The 17,046-nt window shown below is 65.5% G+C and carries 18 protein-coding genes; 6 read left to right on the top strand and 12 right to left on the bottom strand.

Annotation, left to right across the window (positions count from 1 at the left end; genetic code table 11):
* Positions 1–109 precede the first annotated feature (109 nt).
* Both ACWDUN_RS22845 and ACWDUN_RS22840 read left to right on the top strand, forming a co-directional pair.
* Positions 110–820, top strand: a complete 711-nt coding sequence (locus ACWDUN_RS22845; RefSeq protein ID WP_449932291.1) for a hypothetical protein — start codon at positions 110–112, stop codon at positions 818–820.
* A 115-nt stretch (positions 821–935) separates the two neighbouring features.
* A complete protein-coding gene (locus ACWDUN_RS22840; RefSeq protein ID WP_449932290.1) occupies positions 936–1,802 on the top strand; it encodes a nucleotidyl transferase AbiEii/AbiGii toxin family protein in 867 nt (288 codons plus the stop codon).
* Between the two features lie 234 nt (positions 1,803–2,036).
* Here ACWDUN_RS22840 and ACWDUN_RS22835 read toward each other — a convergent pair whose 3' ends face one another.
* From ACWDUN_RS22835 to ACWDUN_RS22820, 4 genes are all read right to left on the bottom strand, one after another.
* Positions 2,037–2,603: a hypothetical protein gene (locus tag ACWDUN_RS22835; protein ID WP_449932289.1), complete on the bottom strand. Its 567-nt coding sequence runs from the start codon at positions 2,601–2,603 to the stop codon at positions 2,037–2,039.
* Positions 2,604–2,669: 66 nt separating this feature from the next.
* The gene (locus ACWDUN_RS22830; RefSeq protein ID WP_449932288.1) at positions 2,670–5,030 is read right to left on the bottom strand and encodes a hypothetical protein; all 2,361 of its coding nucleotides are present in this window, start codon (positions 5,028–5,030) and stop codon (positions 2,670–2,672) included.
* A 3-nt stretch (positions 5,031–5,033) separates the two neighbouring features.
* Complete coding sequence (locus tag ACWDUN_RS22825) at positions 5,034–5,846, bottom strand: hypothetical protein (protein WP_449932287.1); 813 nt, start codon at positions 5,844–5,846, stop codon at positions 5,034–5,036.
* A complete protein-coding gene (locus ACWDUN_RS22820) occupies positions 5,843–6,130 on the bottom strand; it encodes a hypothetical protein (RefSeq protein WP_449932286.1) in 288 nt (95 codons plus the stop codon). Before ACWDUN_RS22820 ends, ACWDUN_RS22825 begins: the two co-directional genes overlap by 4 nt.
* A 196-nt stretch (positions 6,131–6,326) precedes the next feature.
* Here ACWDUN_RS22820 and ACWDUN_RS22815 point away from each other — a divergent pair, with 196 nt between their 5' ends.
* Together ACWDUN_RS22815 and ACWDUN_RS22810 are read left to right on the top strand one after the other, a co-directional pair.
* Positions 6,327–6,533 (top strand): DUF2191 domain-containing protein, encoded by a 207-nt coding sequence (locus ACWDUN_RS22815; RefSeq protein ID WP_449932285.1) that lies wholly within the window; start codon positions 6,327–6,329, stop codon positions 6,531–6,533.
* On the top strand, positions 6,524–6,949 hold the full coding sequence (locus ACWDUN_RS22810) for a PIN domain-containing protein (RefSeq protein ID WP_449932284.1): 426 nt from the start codon (positions 6,524–6,526) through the stop codon (positions 6,947–6,949). Before ACWDUN_RS22815 ends, ACWDUN_RS22810 begins: the two co-directional genes overlap by 10 nt.
* 876 nt (positions 6,950–7,825) lie before the next feature.
* On the opposite strand, the gene ACWDUN_RS22805 is transcribed toward ACWDUN_RS22810, so the two are convergent.
* Together ACWDUN_RS22805 and ACWDUN_RS22800 are read right to left on the bottom strand one after the other, a co-directional pair.
* On the bottom strand, positions 7,826–10,216 hold the full coding sequence (locus ACWDUN_RS22805) for a hypothetical protein (RefSeq protein WP_449932283.1): 2,391 nt from the start codon (positions 10,214–10,216) through the stop codon (positions 7,826–7,828).
* A 49-nt stretch (positions 10,217–10,265) separates the two neighbouring features.
* Positions 10,266–10,688, bottom strand: coding sequence for an XRE family transcriptional regulator (locus tag ACWDUN_RS22800; protein WP_449932282.1), 423 nt, complete (start codon positions 10,686–10,688; stop codon positions 10,266–10,268).
* A gap of 50 nt (positions 10,689–10,738) precedes the next feature.
* Here ACWDUN_RS22800 and ACWDUN_RS22795 point away from each other — a divergent pair, with 50 nt between their 5' ends.
* Positions 10,739–10,906: a hypothetical protein gene (locus ACWDUN_RS22795; RefSeq protein ID WP_449932281.1), complete on the top strand. Its 168-nt coding sequence runs from the start codon at positions 10,739–10,741 to the stop codon at positions 10,904–10,906.
* 97 nt (positions 10,907–11,003) lie between these two features.
* Here ACWDUN_RS22795 and ACWDUN_RS22790 read toward each other — a convergent pair whose 3' ends face one another.
* The 6 genes from ACWDUN_RS22790 to ACWDUN_RS22765 form a co-directional block, all read right to left on the bottom strand.
* Positions 11,004–11,354: a hypothetical protein gene (locus ACWDUN_RS22790; protein ID WP_449932280.1), complete on the bottom strand. Its 351-nt coding sequence runs from the start codon at positions 11,352–11,354 to the stop codon at positions 11,004–11,006.
* Between the two features lie 130 nt (positions 11,355–11,484).
* On the bottom strand, positions 11,485–11,673 hold the full coding sequence (locus ACWDUN_RS22785; protein WP_449932279.1) for a hypothetical protein: 189 nt from the start codon (positions 11,671–11,673) through the stop codon (positions 11,485–11,487).
* Positions 11,670–13,253, bottom strand: a complete 1,584-nt coding sequence (locus tag ACWDUN_RS22780) for a PE-PPE domain-containing protein (RefSeq protein WP_449932278.1) — start codon at positions 13,251–13,253, stop codon at positions 11,670–11,672. The genes ACWDUN_RS22785 and ACWDUN_RS22780 overlap by 4 nt, the downstream gene beginning before the upstream one ends.
* A 59-nt stretch (positions 13,254–13,312) precedes the next feature.
* The gene (locus tag ACWDUN_RS22775) at positions 13,313–15,403 is read right to left on the bottom strand and encodes a cellulase family glycosylhydrolase (protein WP_449932277.1); all 2,091 of its coding nucleotides are present in this window, start codon (positions 15,401–15,403) and stop codon (positions 13,313–13,315) included.
* Between the two features lie 168 nt (positions 15,404–15,571).
* Positions 15,572–15,859 (bottom strand): hypothetical protein, encoded by a 288-nt coding sequence (locus ACWDUN_RS22770; protein ID WP_449932276.1) that lies wholly within the window; start codon positions 15,857–15,859, stop codon positions 15,572–15,574.
* 61 nt (positions 15,860–15,920) lie between these two features.
* Positions 15,921–16,607 (bottom strand): helix-turn-helix transcriptional regulator, encoded by a 687-nt coding sequence (locus ACWDUN_RS22765; RefSeq protein WP_449932275.1) that lies wholly within the window; start codon positions 16,605–16,607, stop codon positions 15,921–15,923.
* A gap of 81 nt (positions 16,608–16,688) precedes the next feature.
* Between ACWDUN_RS22765 and ACWDUN_RS22760 the strand changes: the two genes are divergently transcribed.
* A complete protein-coding gene (locus tag ACWDUN_RS22760; RefSeq protein WP_449932274.1) occupies positions 16,689–16,847 on the top strand; it encodes a hypothetical protein in 159 nt (52 codons plus the stop codon).
* Positions 16,848–17,046: the final 199 nt, after the last annotated feature.

Raw genomic sequence — 17,046 nt, 5'->3', positions numbered from 1 at the left:
CGATTGTATCCCCGTTAGGCGCGCTGCGTCGAGCGTGACGGGAAGACACGTTTGCCCTGGCAGGTACCAACGCCGACCGAACCCGCGGCAGTTTCTCGTATCATGTTGCATGAAGGAGGTGAACCCGATGCCCACCCGCTACGACCGCAGCGCAGCCCAGAACGCCCGCCAGGCGATCCTGAACTCCCTCAACCGGTTCTGGAAGCCGGCCGACCTCGACACCGCGCCGTCGACCACACAGCACCTGCTCGCCGAGCTGGTGAACCAAGGGGAGCTTCGCCACCTCCGCAGAGGCCTGTACTGGCGCGGCCTCAAAACCCCGCTGGGTATGGCCCCACCACAGCCGGACCTACTGGCCGCCGAGCTGGCCGGCGTGCCGGGCATCGGGCCAGCCGGACTGTCAGCCGCCAATGCGCTCCAACTGTCCACCCAGATCCCCCGCCGCGGCGAATACGCCATACCCGCACGTCCCCCGGCCGACTACGAACTGGTGCGGTTCGCGAACCGCTCGGCTCGCCGCGGCCGCGCCGACGCCGCCCTGACCCCTATCGAAGTGGCGACACTCGAAGTGCTCGACCGCTGGGATCAGGTGATCGAGACAAGCCCTGATGCCGCGATGACACGGCTCACCGAACTCATCGATGCCGGACGCCTCGACGCCGAGCGCCTGGCCGAGGCCAGCGACACCGAACCTGCCTCAGTGCGGGCACGCCTGCGCCACCTGCTGCAACGCACAGGCCGCACCGAACTCGCCGACAAGGTGCGCCGAGCAGATCTACGCACCGAGGTGCGGGCACTGGCCGGCCTGACGAGCACCTGACGTGACGCTCTGGCGCGAAGAGAATCCCGATGTCTTCGCCGCGACAATCGTTACCGCGGCCGAACAGCTCCGCGTGCAACCGCTGGCCGTCGAAAAGGACTACTGGGTCTGCGAGGTGCTGCGCACCATCGCCGCACACCACCGCGACGAGATCGTGTTCAAAGGCGGGACGAGCCTGGAGAAGCTGCGCATCATCAAGCGGTTCTCCGAGGACCTCGACTTGCTGGTGCTCGGCGAATTCCCCAACGTGCGCACCGCAAAGCGCGCGATGCTCACCATGTTGGAGACCGCGGCGTCGACGACGGGCGGCAACTACACCGACCGCAAGTCCGGCGGGCGGCTGGGAACCGCAACCCAAACCGCCCGGCTCGCGTTACCCCTCGATCACCGCGGTACCGCACAGGGCCTGGCCGAGCCGACGTCAGTGCTCATCGAGCTCGGGCAGGCTGGCGGCCCCAACCCGGCACTGGACGGGACTGTGCAGTCGCTGCTGGCGCGCCAGCTGGCGAGCGCAGTCGATGGCGTTTGGGATGATCTACAGCCATTCTCGGTGTCGGTCCTTCACCCAGGACGCACGCTGATCGAAAAACTGCTGCGGGTCAACAACTTTGTCGTAGACCCGGCGCGACGACACACCACTCACGGGCTGCCACGGATCGGTCGGCAGTTCTACGACATCTGGGCCCTACTCGGGCACGACCTGGTTACCGAGCTGCTCGCCGACACCGCGATGGTCCGCGACATCGTTGCCAGCGCCCTCGAAGTCTCCGCACACCTCGACAACCCGGACCACCCCGTACCCGATGGCGGTTTCGCCGCCTCTGCCGCGTTCGACCCCACCGGCCAGTTCGCCGAAGACCTCCGGCGAGAACATGATTCAGCGATGACCGCTCTGTTCTACGGCGACGATCCGCCGTCGTTCGACGACGTGCTCAACCGAGTACACGCCCGCGCCGAGCTACTCGACCCCGCCCGCCACTGACACCCGCACCCCATCTCGACCTGAGAAGCGGGCCCTCATCCAGAGACCTCAGTCCTCCAGCTCAGCCCAAATCAGTGCGTGATCGGAGGCGGCGTGCTGTTCGGCGGTCAACGAGTCATATTCTCGACGTTGTATGACGCGATGCGCATCGCTTCCCCCCGGATGCCCCCTGGGCGCCCTGCTCGTCCGGGAACGAACGGCGCAGACCCGCTGTCAGCCGGCCTTTCCGGCTCCCTACCCGGTGAGCAGCGGGCCCAGGCGCGGATCCCGCCACCACCGCTGGGGGTCCAGCGCAACGCTGACCAGCACGGCCGCGGCGGGAACGCACGGCCCCACGAGTTGCATTGGCACGCACTGGCTTCCGAAGCCCAACGTGAGTGCCCACCGCGGAAGGTCAGGCGCATACTCATTGACCGCGGAGTAGTAGAACGACAGCCAACCATGCTCGACGGTGTTCACCATCATCCGCGAGCTCGTCCCGATCACCATGGACTGCTGCTGATCCCGCCACCGCGAGACAGCCTCCCGTCTCGCGGCAACCTTGCGCCGGTGATTCACATACGCCGACGCGGCCAACGCCCCCGCCATCACCGCGGGCCGACCGAACGCCACGAACCCATTCGTGGTGTAGCTGCCGTCGCCCCCATACAACCGGGCGTACTGCGCAGTCGCCGAAAAGTACACGCACTCGTCGTGATCCAGCACCGGACCGAACACATCGATCTCCGGCGGCGCCTCCCCCAGCCGGAACGCCACCGCGCACGCCTGCGCGTAGGACCACCACCGAGCATGCTCCGACACCGGGACAGGCGTCGACGACGGAACCGCCCCGGGCCGCGCCAACCACTGCGACACTCGTCAAACCGCCTACATCAGCGCGGCCGCAGCCGCATATGTCATGTCCGCCAACGTCGCCCGCGTCGCCGCACGCTGCGCCAACCACAGCACTTCCCAACCACGCAGCATCTGCTCGGCCGCAATCAGGTCATTGTTCCAGCCCTCATACAGCGGCTCAGGTGCGGCGATCGGAGCCGTCATGATCTGCGCTCGGGTCCAGTGCATCTGCTGCTCGACGGCGTGCCACACAGCTTCCCCACCTGGGCGGCCGATCTGTTCGACGGCAGCTACCCGCAATGCTCTGCCGCCGAAGTTCTGGCTGTCGGCGTCGTGGACACCGAACGCCGCGTCGTGCGCCTGGGCGACGTGGCCGGCAAGGTCGCGGATCCGTGTCGCGATATCGGCGTCGGGGATGGCCTGGACCTGCGCCCACCACCTGTCCGGGGACGCCAACTCCAAACGGTGCCGTCCATCCGGGTTGAGGACCGGGTTCGGGCTGACGACGGTCTCATCATCGGCAGCCAACACCGTCCCGCGACCGAACAAACCCTGCAGTCCCAACCACTTCCGGGCTACAACGATGCGCGGCTGCTCCTCGATCGCCTTCGCGTACGCCGCCAGCACTCGCGCCGGCGGCTTCATGCCTCGCCACAGCTGCCGAGTCGCGTAGGGCACCGATTCGTCCAGCGAGGCCACCGTCACCCCGTCAGGCATGTACACACCGGGCGGGATCCACGACAAGCCTTCACGCGATGCCACTACGAATCGGGCGGCTGTCTCTCCGGGCTGCTGGAACACTGCGCACGCCCACTCGCACACCACACCGACGGCAGGATCGTTCAAGGCCGCGACGAGCACGACGGCGGCGTTGAATTCGTCACTGGTCCGCAGCCCCTCCCCGACCGCTGTCGTGCCCATCTTGGCCAGCTTGGCTGCCACGTTCTGACCGCCCAAACCCATCACTGGGGGTGGCTGCGCAGGCGCGGGCGCGGCAGGGGCCGGCGCGACCGGAGCGGCCGGCGCCGGCGCAGCAGGAGGGGGCGCGACGCTGGGCGTTCCCGCGGGAGGCGGGGCAGTCATCGGCATCGGACCAGCCGCCGCCGGCACACCCCCCATCGGCGCGGCACTGGCCGCAGGAGCCGCCGGGGCCGCAACGGGCCCCGCCGAAGACGATGTCGGCGCCGACATAGCTGAAGACGCTGCCGGCGGCGGACCGGCCGGAATCGTCGAACCCGGCGCCGGCTTGAACGGCTGCGCACCCGCCGCGGACGCACCCGACGCGACCGTGGACGGCGACGCTGACGAAAACCCTTGCCCCACACCGCTCAAGAACTGCTGGGTAGGCGTCGGGGCAGCGGGCGCCGACGGAGCACCCCCACCAGACAGGCCGGACAACCCGCTTCCACCGCTGGACAAACCACCACCAGGAGACGACAAGCCCGAGCCACCAGCAGACGACAGGCCACCGCCGCCGCTCATCTTCGGCATCGCACTACTCAAGCTGCTTGCAGACCCGCCACCACTCGCCGACGGCGCACCCATCGAGGGCGGCATCGCTGCCGTGGGCACGCCACTGCTGACAGCAGGCTCTGTCACAGAGGTTGTGGGGACTCCCGTTGGGGTTTGCTCGGCGAAAGCCTGCGCATCTGAAACAGGCGTTTCCGGTGCATTTGAGTCCACCGGCCGTTCCTGCGACCAGCCTTCTGCAAGCTGCTCAGTCGGCGCGGCCTCCTCAAAACCACTTCCTGTGCCTACGTCAGCGCCGGCACCGTCGGCCTTCTCCTCGCCCCAGCTCAGCGGTTGAACGCCCATCCCGTTTCCCGCCGGCGGTGCGCCGTTTCCAGGCGCTGGGCCGTTGTGTGTGATCGGGGTGAGGCCTGGTGTGGCGGGTGCCGTGGGTGTGTAAATGCCGTTGTACATGGCCTGAATGTCGCTCTTGGCCTCGTGTGTGATCTGTTCGATCTCGTTGCGCAGCTGCTGGATCCGCATCGCACGGATCTCAGGACGCAGACTTGCAGCCTGCAGTGCCGCGATCTCGGCTTGCTTGGCCGCGATCAGGGCTTCTGCCACGCCGACCGTGACGGTGATCTGCACCTTGGCCATCATGACGGCCTGGGCGACCACAGCCGTTTCGCCGCCGGCCTTCCCGAGTGCGGCAGACAGGTCAGCGGCCATTCCGCCGACCTTGAAGGCCACCTCGACCTGCTTCTCGAAGCCTTCAGGCAAGAGGCTGTTGTAGGCGTTGCCGTCGGTGTACGCCTTCTGCTCTGCTGTCTGCGATGCAGTCCCAGCCCCCACAAAGGCAGTACTGAGCGTAGCTAAAGCCACCTCATCGATCGACGGCCAGTTATCGCCAATCAGATCGTTCGGGCTGGGCGGCCGCTCAAGCATTGATCACCTAGTCGCATTGCAGTAGCTGTTCACCGCGTTCCCGAAATCAACGGCCGCACTCCACACTTGCTTGTCCGTCGCAGGAACGTAATTGGGCAACCGCTCAGCGAAGGCTTCTTTATAGGAAGCGTTAAGACTCAGGAGATCACGCAACGCTGGATCACTGGCCTCGTTGGCCAGGGTACGGAGTTCGGTCGCCTCATCTCGCAGAACCGGAATGACGGCGATAGTGATCCGTCGTTGCTCAGCGTTCCACTGGCTGGCTGGAATGTTCGCGTCAGTTGCAACCCAGGCTGCTCTCTTGTCGCGGAACTCGGTGTTGAGGGCACCCCATTCATCGCAGACCGGGTCGACAGCCGCGGGGACGCCAGGCAGCTCCTGCGATGGCGCCGTCGCGGTGACAGTGACGGGTGCAGGGGCGGCTGTGGTGGCGCTGCCGTTGCTCGATCCGATGAATCCGCCGACCACGCCGCCGATGAGGAGGGCGATGGCAGCGCTGACACCGCCGACTGCCAGCAACTGACCGGTTCGACCCTTCGGGGACCGGGCGAGCTGAGCACCGGCGGCGAGGTCTGGGCGATGGAGGAGTTCGCGGACTGCAGAGTCGATCGCGTCGGCTGGTGCGCCGGCGTCGGTCATCTGCTTGACGGTGCCGGCCAGTGCGATGTGGTGGGGGTTGTAGCGGGGGCCGTTGGGGGTTTCGGTGTGGGGGATGAAGCGCATGACGAGGTCGGGCCGGAGCCCGGTTTCGCGGGCTACTTCGTCGGCGGTCTTCCAGGGCCCGGTCGCCGGGGACTGGGTGGCGAAAGTCGTCATATGGTGTACGTCCCTCCGCTGGATTGGATGACGGCGGCGCCTTCGCGGTCGGCGGCGTCGACTCGGCGCGGAGCGGCGACCATGCCTTCGCGGGCCTGGTCAAGGCTGGTGTTGTAGGTGGTGATGTCGGTGCTGATGGCGGTCACGAACGTTTGCAGTTCGGCGGCGATCGCGGCGCTCTTGGTGTCGGCGCCGGTCGGGACTTCTGGGAAGTCCGAGGATAAGTGCATGCCGACGCTGGCGCCGGCCTGTGCGCCGGCTGCGGTCTCTCCTCGAATAGCCATTGCTCCCCCTACGGTTTCTCCTTTGCGTCCTCAGTCTAAAGGTTTGCCTGGGTTCTCGACAGAGATGACGGAGGGAGCAGGGGTTTCGCGTTCGCGCTGGTAGGGGCGGTTGCGCGTTGGTCCGGTTCATTGCTGCACCCATAGCTATATACTGGACGGGTCGTATGTATATATCTAGGAGGGTCGGTGTGGATGCATGACCAAGCGCTTGATCGATTTGGATGACGATCTACTGGCGGCCGCGCAACGGGAACTGAGGACTTCCGGCGTATCCGACACCGTTCGGATGGCGTTGCAGCAGGCGGCGGCCACATCGGCTCGTGCCCGCCAGGTCGCCTGGCTGCAGTCGGGCGCATTACAGGACCTGGCGACCCGTGAGGCACGGGAGAACATATGGCGTTAACCGCGCGATATCTCATCGACACGAGTGCCGCTGCGAGAATGCGGTCAGCCGCGGTAGGTGCCCGGCTGGCTCCACTGATTGAGGCTGGCCTCGTGGCCACGACAGCACAACTTGATGCAGAGGCTCTATACAGCGCCCGGAGCCCGGCTGAATATGAACAGGTGTGGGCGGATCGGCGGCTGGCATACGAGTATCTGCCAACGGGTGATGAAGACTGGCAACGCGCGCTGAGCGCTCAGCGGAAGCTGGCTCAGGCAGGCCAGCATCGCGCGGTCGGCATGGCGGATCTGCTGATCGCCTCGATCGCTGCCGACCACGACGTCATGGTGATTCACTACGACTCGGACTTCGAGACCGCCGCAGGCGTGCTTGCTTTCGAGCATCGGTGGGTGGTCGACCGCGGCACTGCCAATTGACGCATGTCGACGGTGCGTACCCCGTCGTTCTGTTCCTGCACGCTGCCTGGGCTCACGAAAACACCTTCACAAGGACTTCGCTCGGACCTATGCCAGTCCTCTCCATGAGGCGCAGGTAGGTGAGTCGGTGACGACCGTCCTCAACGAAACTCTCTGACACCGAAATGCCTGGCGATATCAGATAGTCCCCCGGAAACGTAGGGGCCGCCGTTCCAGCGATCTCCGTGAGCAACCGCGTTAGCGTCGCAATATGCTTTAGCGCGGTCATGCCAGTGGGCTTCCTCGACCCAGTGTCCGAGAATGTCGACCCCAGCCGCAAGTCGGGTCGCACCAGTGACTACTTCCACGACGGTGTCACACCAGTCAGCCTTGCTCAGATAATGAAGTGCGATCTCTCGGTACCGATCGTCAGTCGCGAAAGCCCGCTTATCGACCGCCGGGTCGCCGTAATCTGCTTTCAGTAGGTCCTTCATTCGCATCGCGAAGCTCCGGGAACTCACCCTTTCCTAAGCCATGGGGCCATGGCAATGTAGCGAGCGTGCGAATCTCGTACCGGAACTTCATGTGCGCGACTCTCCTTACTAGATCTGCGATTTCGTCATTGAACTTGAACGACAACCTGAGCTGCGGAGTGGGCGGGCGCAGCTGACGCTTGCGTCGCGTTAGCGCCATTGACTCCGGACTCCCGTATCCGACTACGCCCACGCTGGGCAAGCCAACTCAGATGTCACCTACTCGTGCAGCAGACCCCTTGACCCTTCCCCCGTCCTCAAACTTGCACTGCGCAATCAGCAGCACCGGGACACGGCCCCGAGTGCGGCGGCTGGCCCGCCGACGTCTCGCCGAGCCAGCCTAGAACAATCTTGAACCTCCTCGTCAGGCCGCGGGTGCCGTGGATCGGTCACTGCGCGCCGCGCGTGGTCCAGTAGCGGTGTCGCGGCCGTCACGGGCTGGGCGCGTTGACGTCTTGGGGGTGCCGGCTTTGATTGTGGTTTTGGCCGATTCCGCAGGTGCGTTGGAAGTTTCAGCTGGTGGGTTCGCGGTGGTGTCGCTGTCGTCGGTGGTGCGGGCTCCGTGCTTGGCGGGTCGTTTCTGCGTTCTGGTGGGCTCCGTGGAGTCAGATGAGATGTCGGTGGCGTTCTCGGATTTGTCGTTGTCGTCGCGGGAGGTGTTTGACTTTGTGGTGCTCTCGGTTGCTTGGTCCTCTGGCGCTGTTGTTGCCGGGACGGTTGCGTCCGTAGTGGCATCGTCGGTGGTGGGTATATCGACTTGTTCGGCAGCTTCGGCAGCTTCCGCGGTTTCGTTGGTGTCAGTGGTCGCCGGGCCGCTGTCCACCGGGATCATGGCGGACTCGGGCGGCAACGAGGTGTCGGTGATCGCCGGGACCTGCACCCCCGTGGCGGTTGTCGTCCGCTGTTGAGCGTTGTCTGGGGTTGACTGCAGTGCCGTCGGCGAATCGATCGGCTTGAGGTTGAAGATGTTGCGGATACCGTTGTTGAGGCCGTCGCCGACCTGGTTGACGAACCGGTTGGCATCGAGCATGGGTTTGTTGAGATCCACGCCGAGGTCGGTGACCCCGGCCAGGCCGTCATCGATGACCTTGTTCACCTGCGTGGTCGCGTCGTCGAGCGCCTTCGCGATCGGGGTGAGCGCACCCTGCACGTCGTTGATGATCGGATTGAGCGTGTCACGTACCTGCTCTAGCGTCTGCGAGATGTACTGCGCGACTGCGACACTGATTGCGTTGCGGTAGACGAGGTTTCCGATCTCCTTGTTGCCGAAGATCTCGAACTTGCCCTTGTCCGGGTCGAGGAGATTGTTCTGCAGGCCGGTGATGACTGAGTTGAATACGGTTTGTGGTGTTTCCAGGCCCATCTGCCAGGTGATCGGGTTCTGCCAGAAGTTCGCTTGGGTGCCGGCCATGTCGAAGCCGCGGGTGAAGGTCGCGACGCCGTCGGCGTCGACGGTCATGTTGACGTCGTGGTAGCCCTGGGCGACCAGCTGGGTGAGCACGTCGGCGAATGAGTCTGACAGGGTGGTGGAGAATCCGAAGCCGGGGATGTAGGACAGGGTGCGGGGGATGAACTGTATGGGTTCGAGCAGCGGGAGCCGTCCGGAATCGTAGGTGACGTACAGGTTGCCGTCTTGGCCGACATCGACGTGCAGCAGCTGGCCGACGTCGATGGTCTCCAGCAGGTGGTTGATCGTTCCGGCGGTCAGGGTGCCGCCGGTGATGTCGCCGATCACTTCGAACAGTGCGTCGACGTTGGGGGGCAGCAGGTAGGTCGGCATGAGCATTCCGGTGCCGCTGTTGAGCCATGCCAGTGGGTTGAGCAGAGTGGACGGGGCGTCGGAGACGATGTCGTAAGCGGCGGCGAAGTCCCACACGGTGACGTTGCCGTCCATGACGGTCACGGGGACGCCCCAGTTGTTGGTGTCTTTGTGTGAGGCTGCGCCGTCGGCGTTTGAGAGGTTTAGCCCCACGGTCGAGGACAGTGGGTTGAGCAATGAGAGTATGCCGCCGCCGGTGCGGCTGGGGTTGCGCAGAGCGATGGCCAGGATCGCGGTCTTGGCGAATGCGGGATCGTTGAGAAGTGTGGGTGCGGCGAGTGCGAAGTTGGTGCCGCCCAGGCCGATTGCGGGCACGATGGCGAGCTTGCCCGCCTCGGAGAAGAATGGCCCGTCCCAGGTTCCCGGTACGTTGAGCGGCAGTTCGCTGACCAGGGTTTCGATGATGTCGGTGTCGATTCCGGTGATGTCGCCGAGCAGGCCGATGATGACCGCGGCGGCGTCGCCGGCGGCCAGGGCGGTCTTCAATGCTGACAGCGTGCCCTGGGTGACGGTAGACCATTCGAGGGTGTTGATCTGGTCGATGGTTCCGGCGGGACCCATTGGGGGTACGGCGATCTCGGGGATGGCGATGTTGCCCAGGATCGGTATGTTGATGCCGTTCTGCAGCGCGGCGACCAGTGTGGCGAGGTTCTCGACGGTCTGTTTGAGGCCTTGTCCGGCCTCGCCGGGAATGACCTGTGCCAGGCCGGCGATGCCGTTGAGGAAGTCTTGGGCGGTGCCCATACCCAGGGTGCGAAATGCTTGCGGGATGGGTCCGATCGGATAGACACCGGCCGAGGCGGTCAGGTCCACGTGTGCGGCGACGAGACGAGGTGGGGTCGGCGGTGGGGTCGGGACAGCAGCGGCGGTGGTCAGAGCGGTGACGGTGGCCGCGGCCACGACCGTGGCGGCCAAGCGGGACGGATTGGTGAACATGGCGCTCCTGACGGGGGTGATGGATGGGTGGGTCTGGTTTGGGGGGCAGTCAGATGCCGGCGGCGGCCATGACCCGCTCCCGGGTGTTGGCTGGCAGCGCGAGCAGTGTCGTGGTGAGGCTTCGAACGTCAGGGTTGTTTGCGAGGTGAAGCCAACGCAGCTCGATTTCCAATTGCCTGGTATATGCGCTGTCCGGCTCGGTGAAGTACTCGCCGTTGATCCCGAAGAACTCGGCGATCACTGCGATGGTGTGGGCGGAGGGTCGTTGTCTGCCGCCTGTGCGTAGCTGCGACAGGTACGGGCCCGATAGTGCCATTCCGCCGCGTTGAGCCCACTCGATGAGCTCAGAGCTGGTGTACGGGCCGCGCCCGGGCGGGCGGATGATGTCGAAGAGCCGGTTGAGTTGTGCGGCAAAGTGATTCGGTCTGCCTTTGTCGGTCGCCGTGTCGCTGGAAGCCGGTGTTGTCGTCATCGGAGTTCCCTGTCTGCTTGTTCGTTCTGTTGCGCTGCCCGGTCTGATCCGTGGGCGATGGGCCGGACTATCACTTCGAGGTCTGTGTCGTCGCCGAAGGCGGCGATCATGCGGTGAAAGACATCGCCTACGTGGTCGTCGTGCGTTGTCTGGTTGCTGAATTCGCCGCAGTTGGTGATGCGGCTGTGGTAGCGGGCCACTCGGGGAGGCCGGCCTGACGGTGCGTCGTGGGTGTTGTAGGCGAACTGGGTTCGGATGGTGATGACGGCAGGTGTTGATCGGTCGCTGAGCAGCCGTTGCTCTCGGGGTGGCCGATCAGACATGACAGGCCGTCCGCGTGCGGTGTGAAGCTGGCGACGTGGGTCTTTGCTGGCGGTGGAACAGTCGCATGGTCCAGATGGAATATGCGAGCACCCCTGACCAGGTGGCAATGGCCGTGGACGCCGGCCACAGCCATTGTGGCGTTGCGAGGGTGGCAGCGAGTGCCCGGTCATCGATGGGCGGAGTGGCGATCAGGTAGGGCACCATGACGACCAGCAGTGCCAACATCGCCCCTGCTGCGGCAACTGGAAGAGCGAGAAGCGCGGGACGCTGCACCTCGGTGTGCCGGTGATAGCGAGCCAGGATCGTCGCCGCGGAAAGCGTTGATACGGCGAGGATGGCCACCGAACTCCACGGTCCTATGCCAGTGATGAACACGGCGCCGCTCACCGTGAGGCTTTTCGGTGGCGCGCCCACAGCACCGTGAGGGTCGCTGTGACCGTGGCGACAGCGAGGAATAAGCAGACCGGTCCGTTCACGGGGCGTCACCTTGGGCGGCCTCGGTCGGGCGATTGGCCGGCTGGTCTGGCGGCGGGCTCGGCTCGAACGTGTCGATGCAGTGGCGGATGTGTGCGGCGCCGGCGCGGAGTCGGCGCACCACGTCCCATGCGGCGAAGGGGATTCCTGCAGCCACGACCAGCCAGGCCACCGCTTCCAGGGTCATTGTTCGCCTCCCGCGTCCCGGGACGGACGGGCTGCGTCCTGGCGTGATGACGGCCTGGAGGCCTCGCGGGCAGTGGCGCGATCGGCGGATCCGGGCCGGGTAGCCGTAGTGGCCACTTTTGGTGAGCGCGGGGCTGTGGTGGGTGTGGTGTCGCCGCTGTCCTGGTCGCTGCGAAGTGTGTGTGGTGGTGTGGCGGTGGCGGTGGTGTCGCTGCCGGGGCGAGTCGACTCGGCGGGGTCGTCACGGTCTGTGTCGGTGTCGGCATCCGTGGCGGTGTCCGCGTCTGGGGTGGTGGTGCTCGTCGTGCTGTTGTGCGCGCCGTTGTCGTCCTGCGGTTCGTCTGTCTTCGCGGGTTCGGCATTGTCGTTGTCTTCTAACGTGTCCGGCTCGTCGGCCGGGGTGGTGTTGCTGGGCTCCTCCGTCAGCGTGTCCGGCGTGGGCGATGGTTCGACCGGCGGCGACGGCTCGTTGTCGGATTCGTGTGCTGGTGCGGTATTCGGTTGCGTCGCGGCGTGAGCGTCGCCGGATTCTGGGTCGGCGCTTGATTCTGTTGCCCGTGTGGCCGGCCGGGGTTGTGTCAGCGATGCTGGGTCGAGCCGCTGGGTCGTCGGCTGCTCGTCTGCGTGGGAAGCGGACTCGATCGCCGCGGGTGTGCGGGCTCGGTGTGCCGATTCGATGCGCCGCAGAACCGTCCCGATCTCTTCGGCTATGGCGGTGATCTGGTTGACCACTGTCCGTGCCATCGCCTGCACGACGCGGACCGGCAGCGGTGCTTGATCGGGTTCGTAGGCGGAGTCGATGATCGGCTTGAGGGTGCGGTGCCAGTCGTCGAGGAGGCCGGCGTTGAATCCGAGTGCTTGCAGCGGCCGCAGTATTGGAAGCAGCCCGGTTGCCGGGATCAGATAGGTCGTGGTGGTCGCCCCCAGCGAGTTCACGGTCGTGGTGATGTCGGATTCCGGGAATGTCGACAGGTCCACCGCGTAGCTGTTCGGATTGTGGAACGCCAGCGTTCCCATGACTGCGTTGAGGACTGCGAGCACGTTGAGCTGATCGATTGGCCAGTGCCCGAGGCCGTCGTATTCGTGGTTGAGCACGACCTGATCGAAGGGGGATTCTTCTGGGCGGGTGATGAACGATAGCCCGGGCAGTTTGAAGCCCCAGTTGCGGCCCATCACGCCGGTGTCCCCGGACGGGCCGGCCATCCGCACGAACAGCACGTCCCGGGCGGTGCCCGCCGCGACCATGGCCTGTTCCAGCAGGGTGAGCACGATGTCGCCTTGGGACACCCCGATCAGCACCAACCCGTCCCCTGCGGGTGCGGCCTCCAGTGCTGCGATGAGGTTGGCCAATCCCTCTGCCACCGATTCGTTCAGCGCGGTTGCGCCCTGAAACGGGAACAGTGCTGCGGCGTAGCCGATCTGCAAGGCCTGCTCGCCGAACATGGTGAAGGCCTCACCGATTTCGGCCAGATTGATCATCTGTTGTGGTGCGGGATTGTTCCGGGTGCCCGAGACGTAGAATACCGAGTTGGCGGCCTGTGCGGGTGCTGGACTGATCACCGCTGCGGGAGTGGTGATCATCGCCGCGCAGACCGTGGCCCCCACCCACCGCCTTGCCCAGTGCGTGTTTCGAGGTGTCGTCATTCGCCGGCCTCGGACCGATTGTTGCTGTTGTCCCGTCCGGATCCCCGTGAGGTGGCGCGGTGATCGGCGCGGGTGACGCCGGTCGTGGCGGCTCGGCTCGGCGATGGCGCTGTAGCCGTGCGTGGTGCGCGCCGCGGCGCGCGGTCAGACTGCACCGCGCTGTCTTCGCCACGGGCTTGGCTTGTGTGCGTGTCTGTCGGCGTGTCGGTGTCGTCGCCGGGCGACTCTTGAGCATCGGGGTCAGCGTCGGTCTGGGTGTCGGTGTCGTCGCCGGGCGACTCTTGAGCATCGGGGTCAGCGTCGGTCTGGGTGTCGGTGTCGTCGGCCGCGTCATCGGTGCTGACGGTCTCGGTCCCACCTGCTGATTCGTCTCTGTCCGTGGCGGTGTCCGCTTCGGCCGGGTCGCCGGGGTCGCCGGGGTCGGCGACAGGTTCGGTTTCCTCGACGGCCGGGGGCTGCGCAACGACGGTCGGATCGACCGATATCTCCTCTACGGTCTCCGGAATCGTTGTGTCGACCAGCTCCAGGCTGTCGTCCTCCTCGGACAGACCGGCGGGCTGGACATCGGTATCGCCCTCCGACGCGGTCGTGGTTGCAGCGCTCGGATCGTTGGTCGCCTCGCTTGCGCCGTCGCGGTCGTCAGCCGCGTCGGCTGAGCCTGGTGCCTGCGTATCCTCGTCGGCTTCTGGGGAGGAGGCAGCCGGTGCGGGCTGCGGCAGAGCGCGGATGACCAGTCCCAGCGCGGCCTCCATGACGGGGGTCATCGCGGTCGCGACGTGGGCGACAACGGCTGATACGGCGTTGGCTACTGCGGTGAACGCGTGGCGCAGGGGGCCAGGCATGAGGTTGTAGATGACGGCGATGGCGGCGTGAGGCAGCACGAGCGCTTGGTTGGCTAGACCAAAACCGACGGATGCGATTTGCAGGTACAGGTCTCGTGCGGCCGACATGCGGGGCGCGGTGTAGTCGGGTAGCTCGCCGAGGCCGCTGGCCGCGATCAGCTCTGCGAGCACTTGTGCAGCTGGTTTGGGCCTGCCGTCCGAGGTGAAGAGTCCGAAGTTGTACTCGTGGTTGAGGACTCCGGTTTGTGCGTCGTGCGAGGTGTAGACGAAAGCGGGCCCGGTGTAGGCCAGCCTGGACCAGGCGGTGAGGAAGTCGCGCAACAGCGCGGCTTGCTCTGCCTGGGTGACACCCCAGCCTGGGGTGGTGGCTGTGCCGTACTCGGTGGCCCAAATCTGTTTGTCGCCGTCACCGTTGGCGACCATCAGGTCATACAGGGCTTTAACCTGGTCCAGCGGCGCGTTTGCGGTGCCTGCTCCGGCCGAGAACGGCAGCGTGTAGTGGTAGGGGTGATAGGACAGTGCGTCGAAATAGCCTGCCGCGCCGGCTTCGTACATTTGGGCTAGGAACTGCTGCGGGCTCAGCGTGATCCCGTTTACGGTGCCTGTCGCACCGAGCGCCCCGGCTAACACTGTGGCGTCCGGGTTTACGGCTTTGATTGCCGAGTATGCTGCTTGGAGCATGCGGGTGTAGCCCGCGGGATTGACTGGGGCGTAGAAGATTACGCCGTTTGGCTCGTTCCACACCTCATAGGCGTCGATCTGGGACCCGTATCGCGCGGCCACCGAGCCAGCGAATGCCGCGTAGGTGTCCGGGTCTGGAGCCCCGGCCAGTGGTACCCCGGCCCAGGTGGGTGTCGCGGTGACCGCTCCGGTGAGGGTGAATCCCAACGCGGTTGCCGTGTCGACGAGGGCGTCCATTTTCGTCCAGTCGTAGGTGCCGGCCGCGGGTTCGATGTAGACCCAGGGCACCGCGATACGCAGGTCTGTGACGCCGAGGTTGCGTAGTTCGGTCAGCCGCGCGGTGAGTTCTTCAGGTCCAAGGTTGTACAGGTGTGAGTCGGCGACTCCGAAGACTGGCTCGGCGGGGCTTGTCTCGGAGAGCAGTGCAACGGCGAGTTGGTGTGTTGGTCGCCCCGGTTCTGTGGCTGCGGTCGCTGGTGAGGCAGTCAACAAGCTCGTTGCGGTGGTCAGTGCCACTGCAACGGCAGTGAGTTTGGCCCGCAGAAGCGGTGTCGGCGTGGTCATGGTGGGTTCCCCTCGTCCCCGGAAGTCGTCTCGCTCGGCGACGCTATCAACTAGCCAACACATGATCAACGGGAGCTGTGTTCATCGTTGGGGGTTCTTGGGGTGTGCTGTCCTGTTGTGAAGCTGGCCCTCTTCTGCACCCGGCCCGGCCCGGCCAGCGCGCCCGGTTCAGTTGGTGAGCGCAGTGAGGCGGCTTAGGAGCGCGGTCAGGTCGCCGATCAGCGCGTGCACACCCTGATCATCGGGTGAGGTCGGCCCCGGCAGAGCAGATAGCGCTGAAATAGCTTGTTCCACATGGGAGATTAACCCGTGGAGATCGCCGGGAAGCGCGGAGACGATTTCGGTGTATGTGTCGGCCAAGGATCGGCCGAGGCTCAGCACTGACTGAGCCATGGCATAGGCGTAGTCCGTAGCCTCGCGGCCCGTCATTTCACTCGACGTGGACTCCGGGCTCATGGCAGGCATTCGCATCCCCCATCGGCGACTATGACCTTGGCAAGGATACGCTATCTGCTGTCTAGTTACAGTCCTCGTTGGCGGCTGTGTAGAGCTCGGCCATCTGGCGGACTGCATCGACAGCGGCGATCCGTAGCTGCCCTTCTGGGAGACCGCGCACGGCGCTGCTCAACGTGTCAAGTGAGCGTTCCAAGTGCTGGCTGACTCCACCGACCAACACCTCGCGGTCGCTGCCATCCATGGCGGCAGCCGCATCGAGGGCGACCTCCACGACGCCGATCACCGAGTGGGCCAATGCGACCAGCCCCTCGGCCGGCGAGGCGATGGTGTCATAGCCCACTGCGGCATCGAGGTCGGCTTCATCAGCGCTGTACAACTCGGCCAGGCGGGGCAGCACGGTACGGGGCGGCTTGTAGCGGCGCCCCTCCCAGCCCGATACCGCAGCCGGCGCCACGCCCAGCTCCTGGGACACTTCCAGCTGGGTCAGCCCTGCCGCGAGACGGAAGTGCCGTAACGTCCAGCGCGGCTTATCAGGGAGCACCAGATAGTCGGACGCCGTCCCGCCCAGCACCTCGACGATCCGCTTCAGTGAATCCATTGAAGGGTTGCGGCGACCGTTACGCAATGCACTGACCTGCGCGGGTGTCACTCCGAGTCGGCTGGCAAGCTCGCGGCCGGTCAGACCGGAGCCATTCGCGCGTTTGGTGAACTTGCTCGCCGAGAACACTTCGCTCGTCGAGTCAGCCACACGGAGAACGGTAGCAAGTCCACTCGCCGCGGTGAGGATCAATCAACCCGCGCTGTCGGTGTCCGCCGCTAGCGTCGGGCAATGACCAACAGCCACGGCCAGCACGCCCCTGAGAGCAGCGACGACGGCGGCAGTGCTGGCAGGCTGTCGGCGGCCGACCGCGCTGCTGTTGTGGCGGTCTACGTTCGATTCGCTAACTCGCGCGCCGTCCCTGCCGACCGGCGCCACTTCGCGCAGTAAGCGTCGCATTTACCCGCCGCTAAGGGTGTCGAGGAGTAGCCAGCCGCCGCCGGTTCCGGATCCGCCAGCGCCGAGAAGAACTGCAGCGACGAGAATGGTCCTGCGGATTCGTCGGACCATTCTCAGCAGTGCGACAGCAGCCACGAGTGCCGCAGTACCCAGCAGCATTCCCACGACCGGTCCTTGTCTGGCGAGCGCG

The sequence above is a fragment of the Mycobacterium sp. NPDC003323 genome (assembly GCF_053589535.1).
The sequence above is the reverse complement of the archived record's forward strand: the minus strand, read 5'-3'. Positions and strand labels throughout refer to the sequence as shown.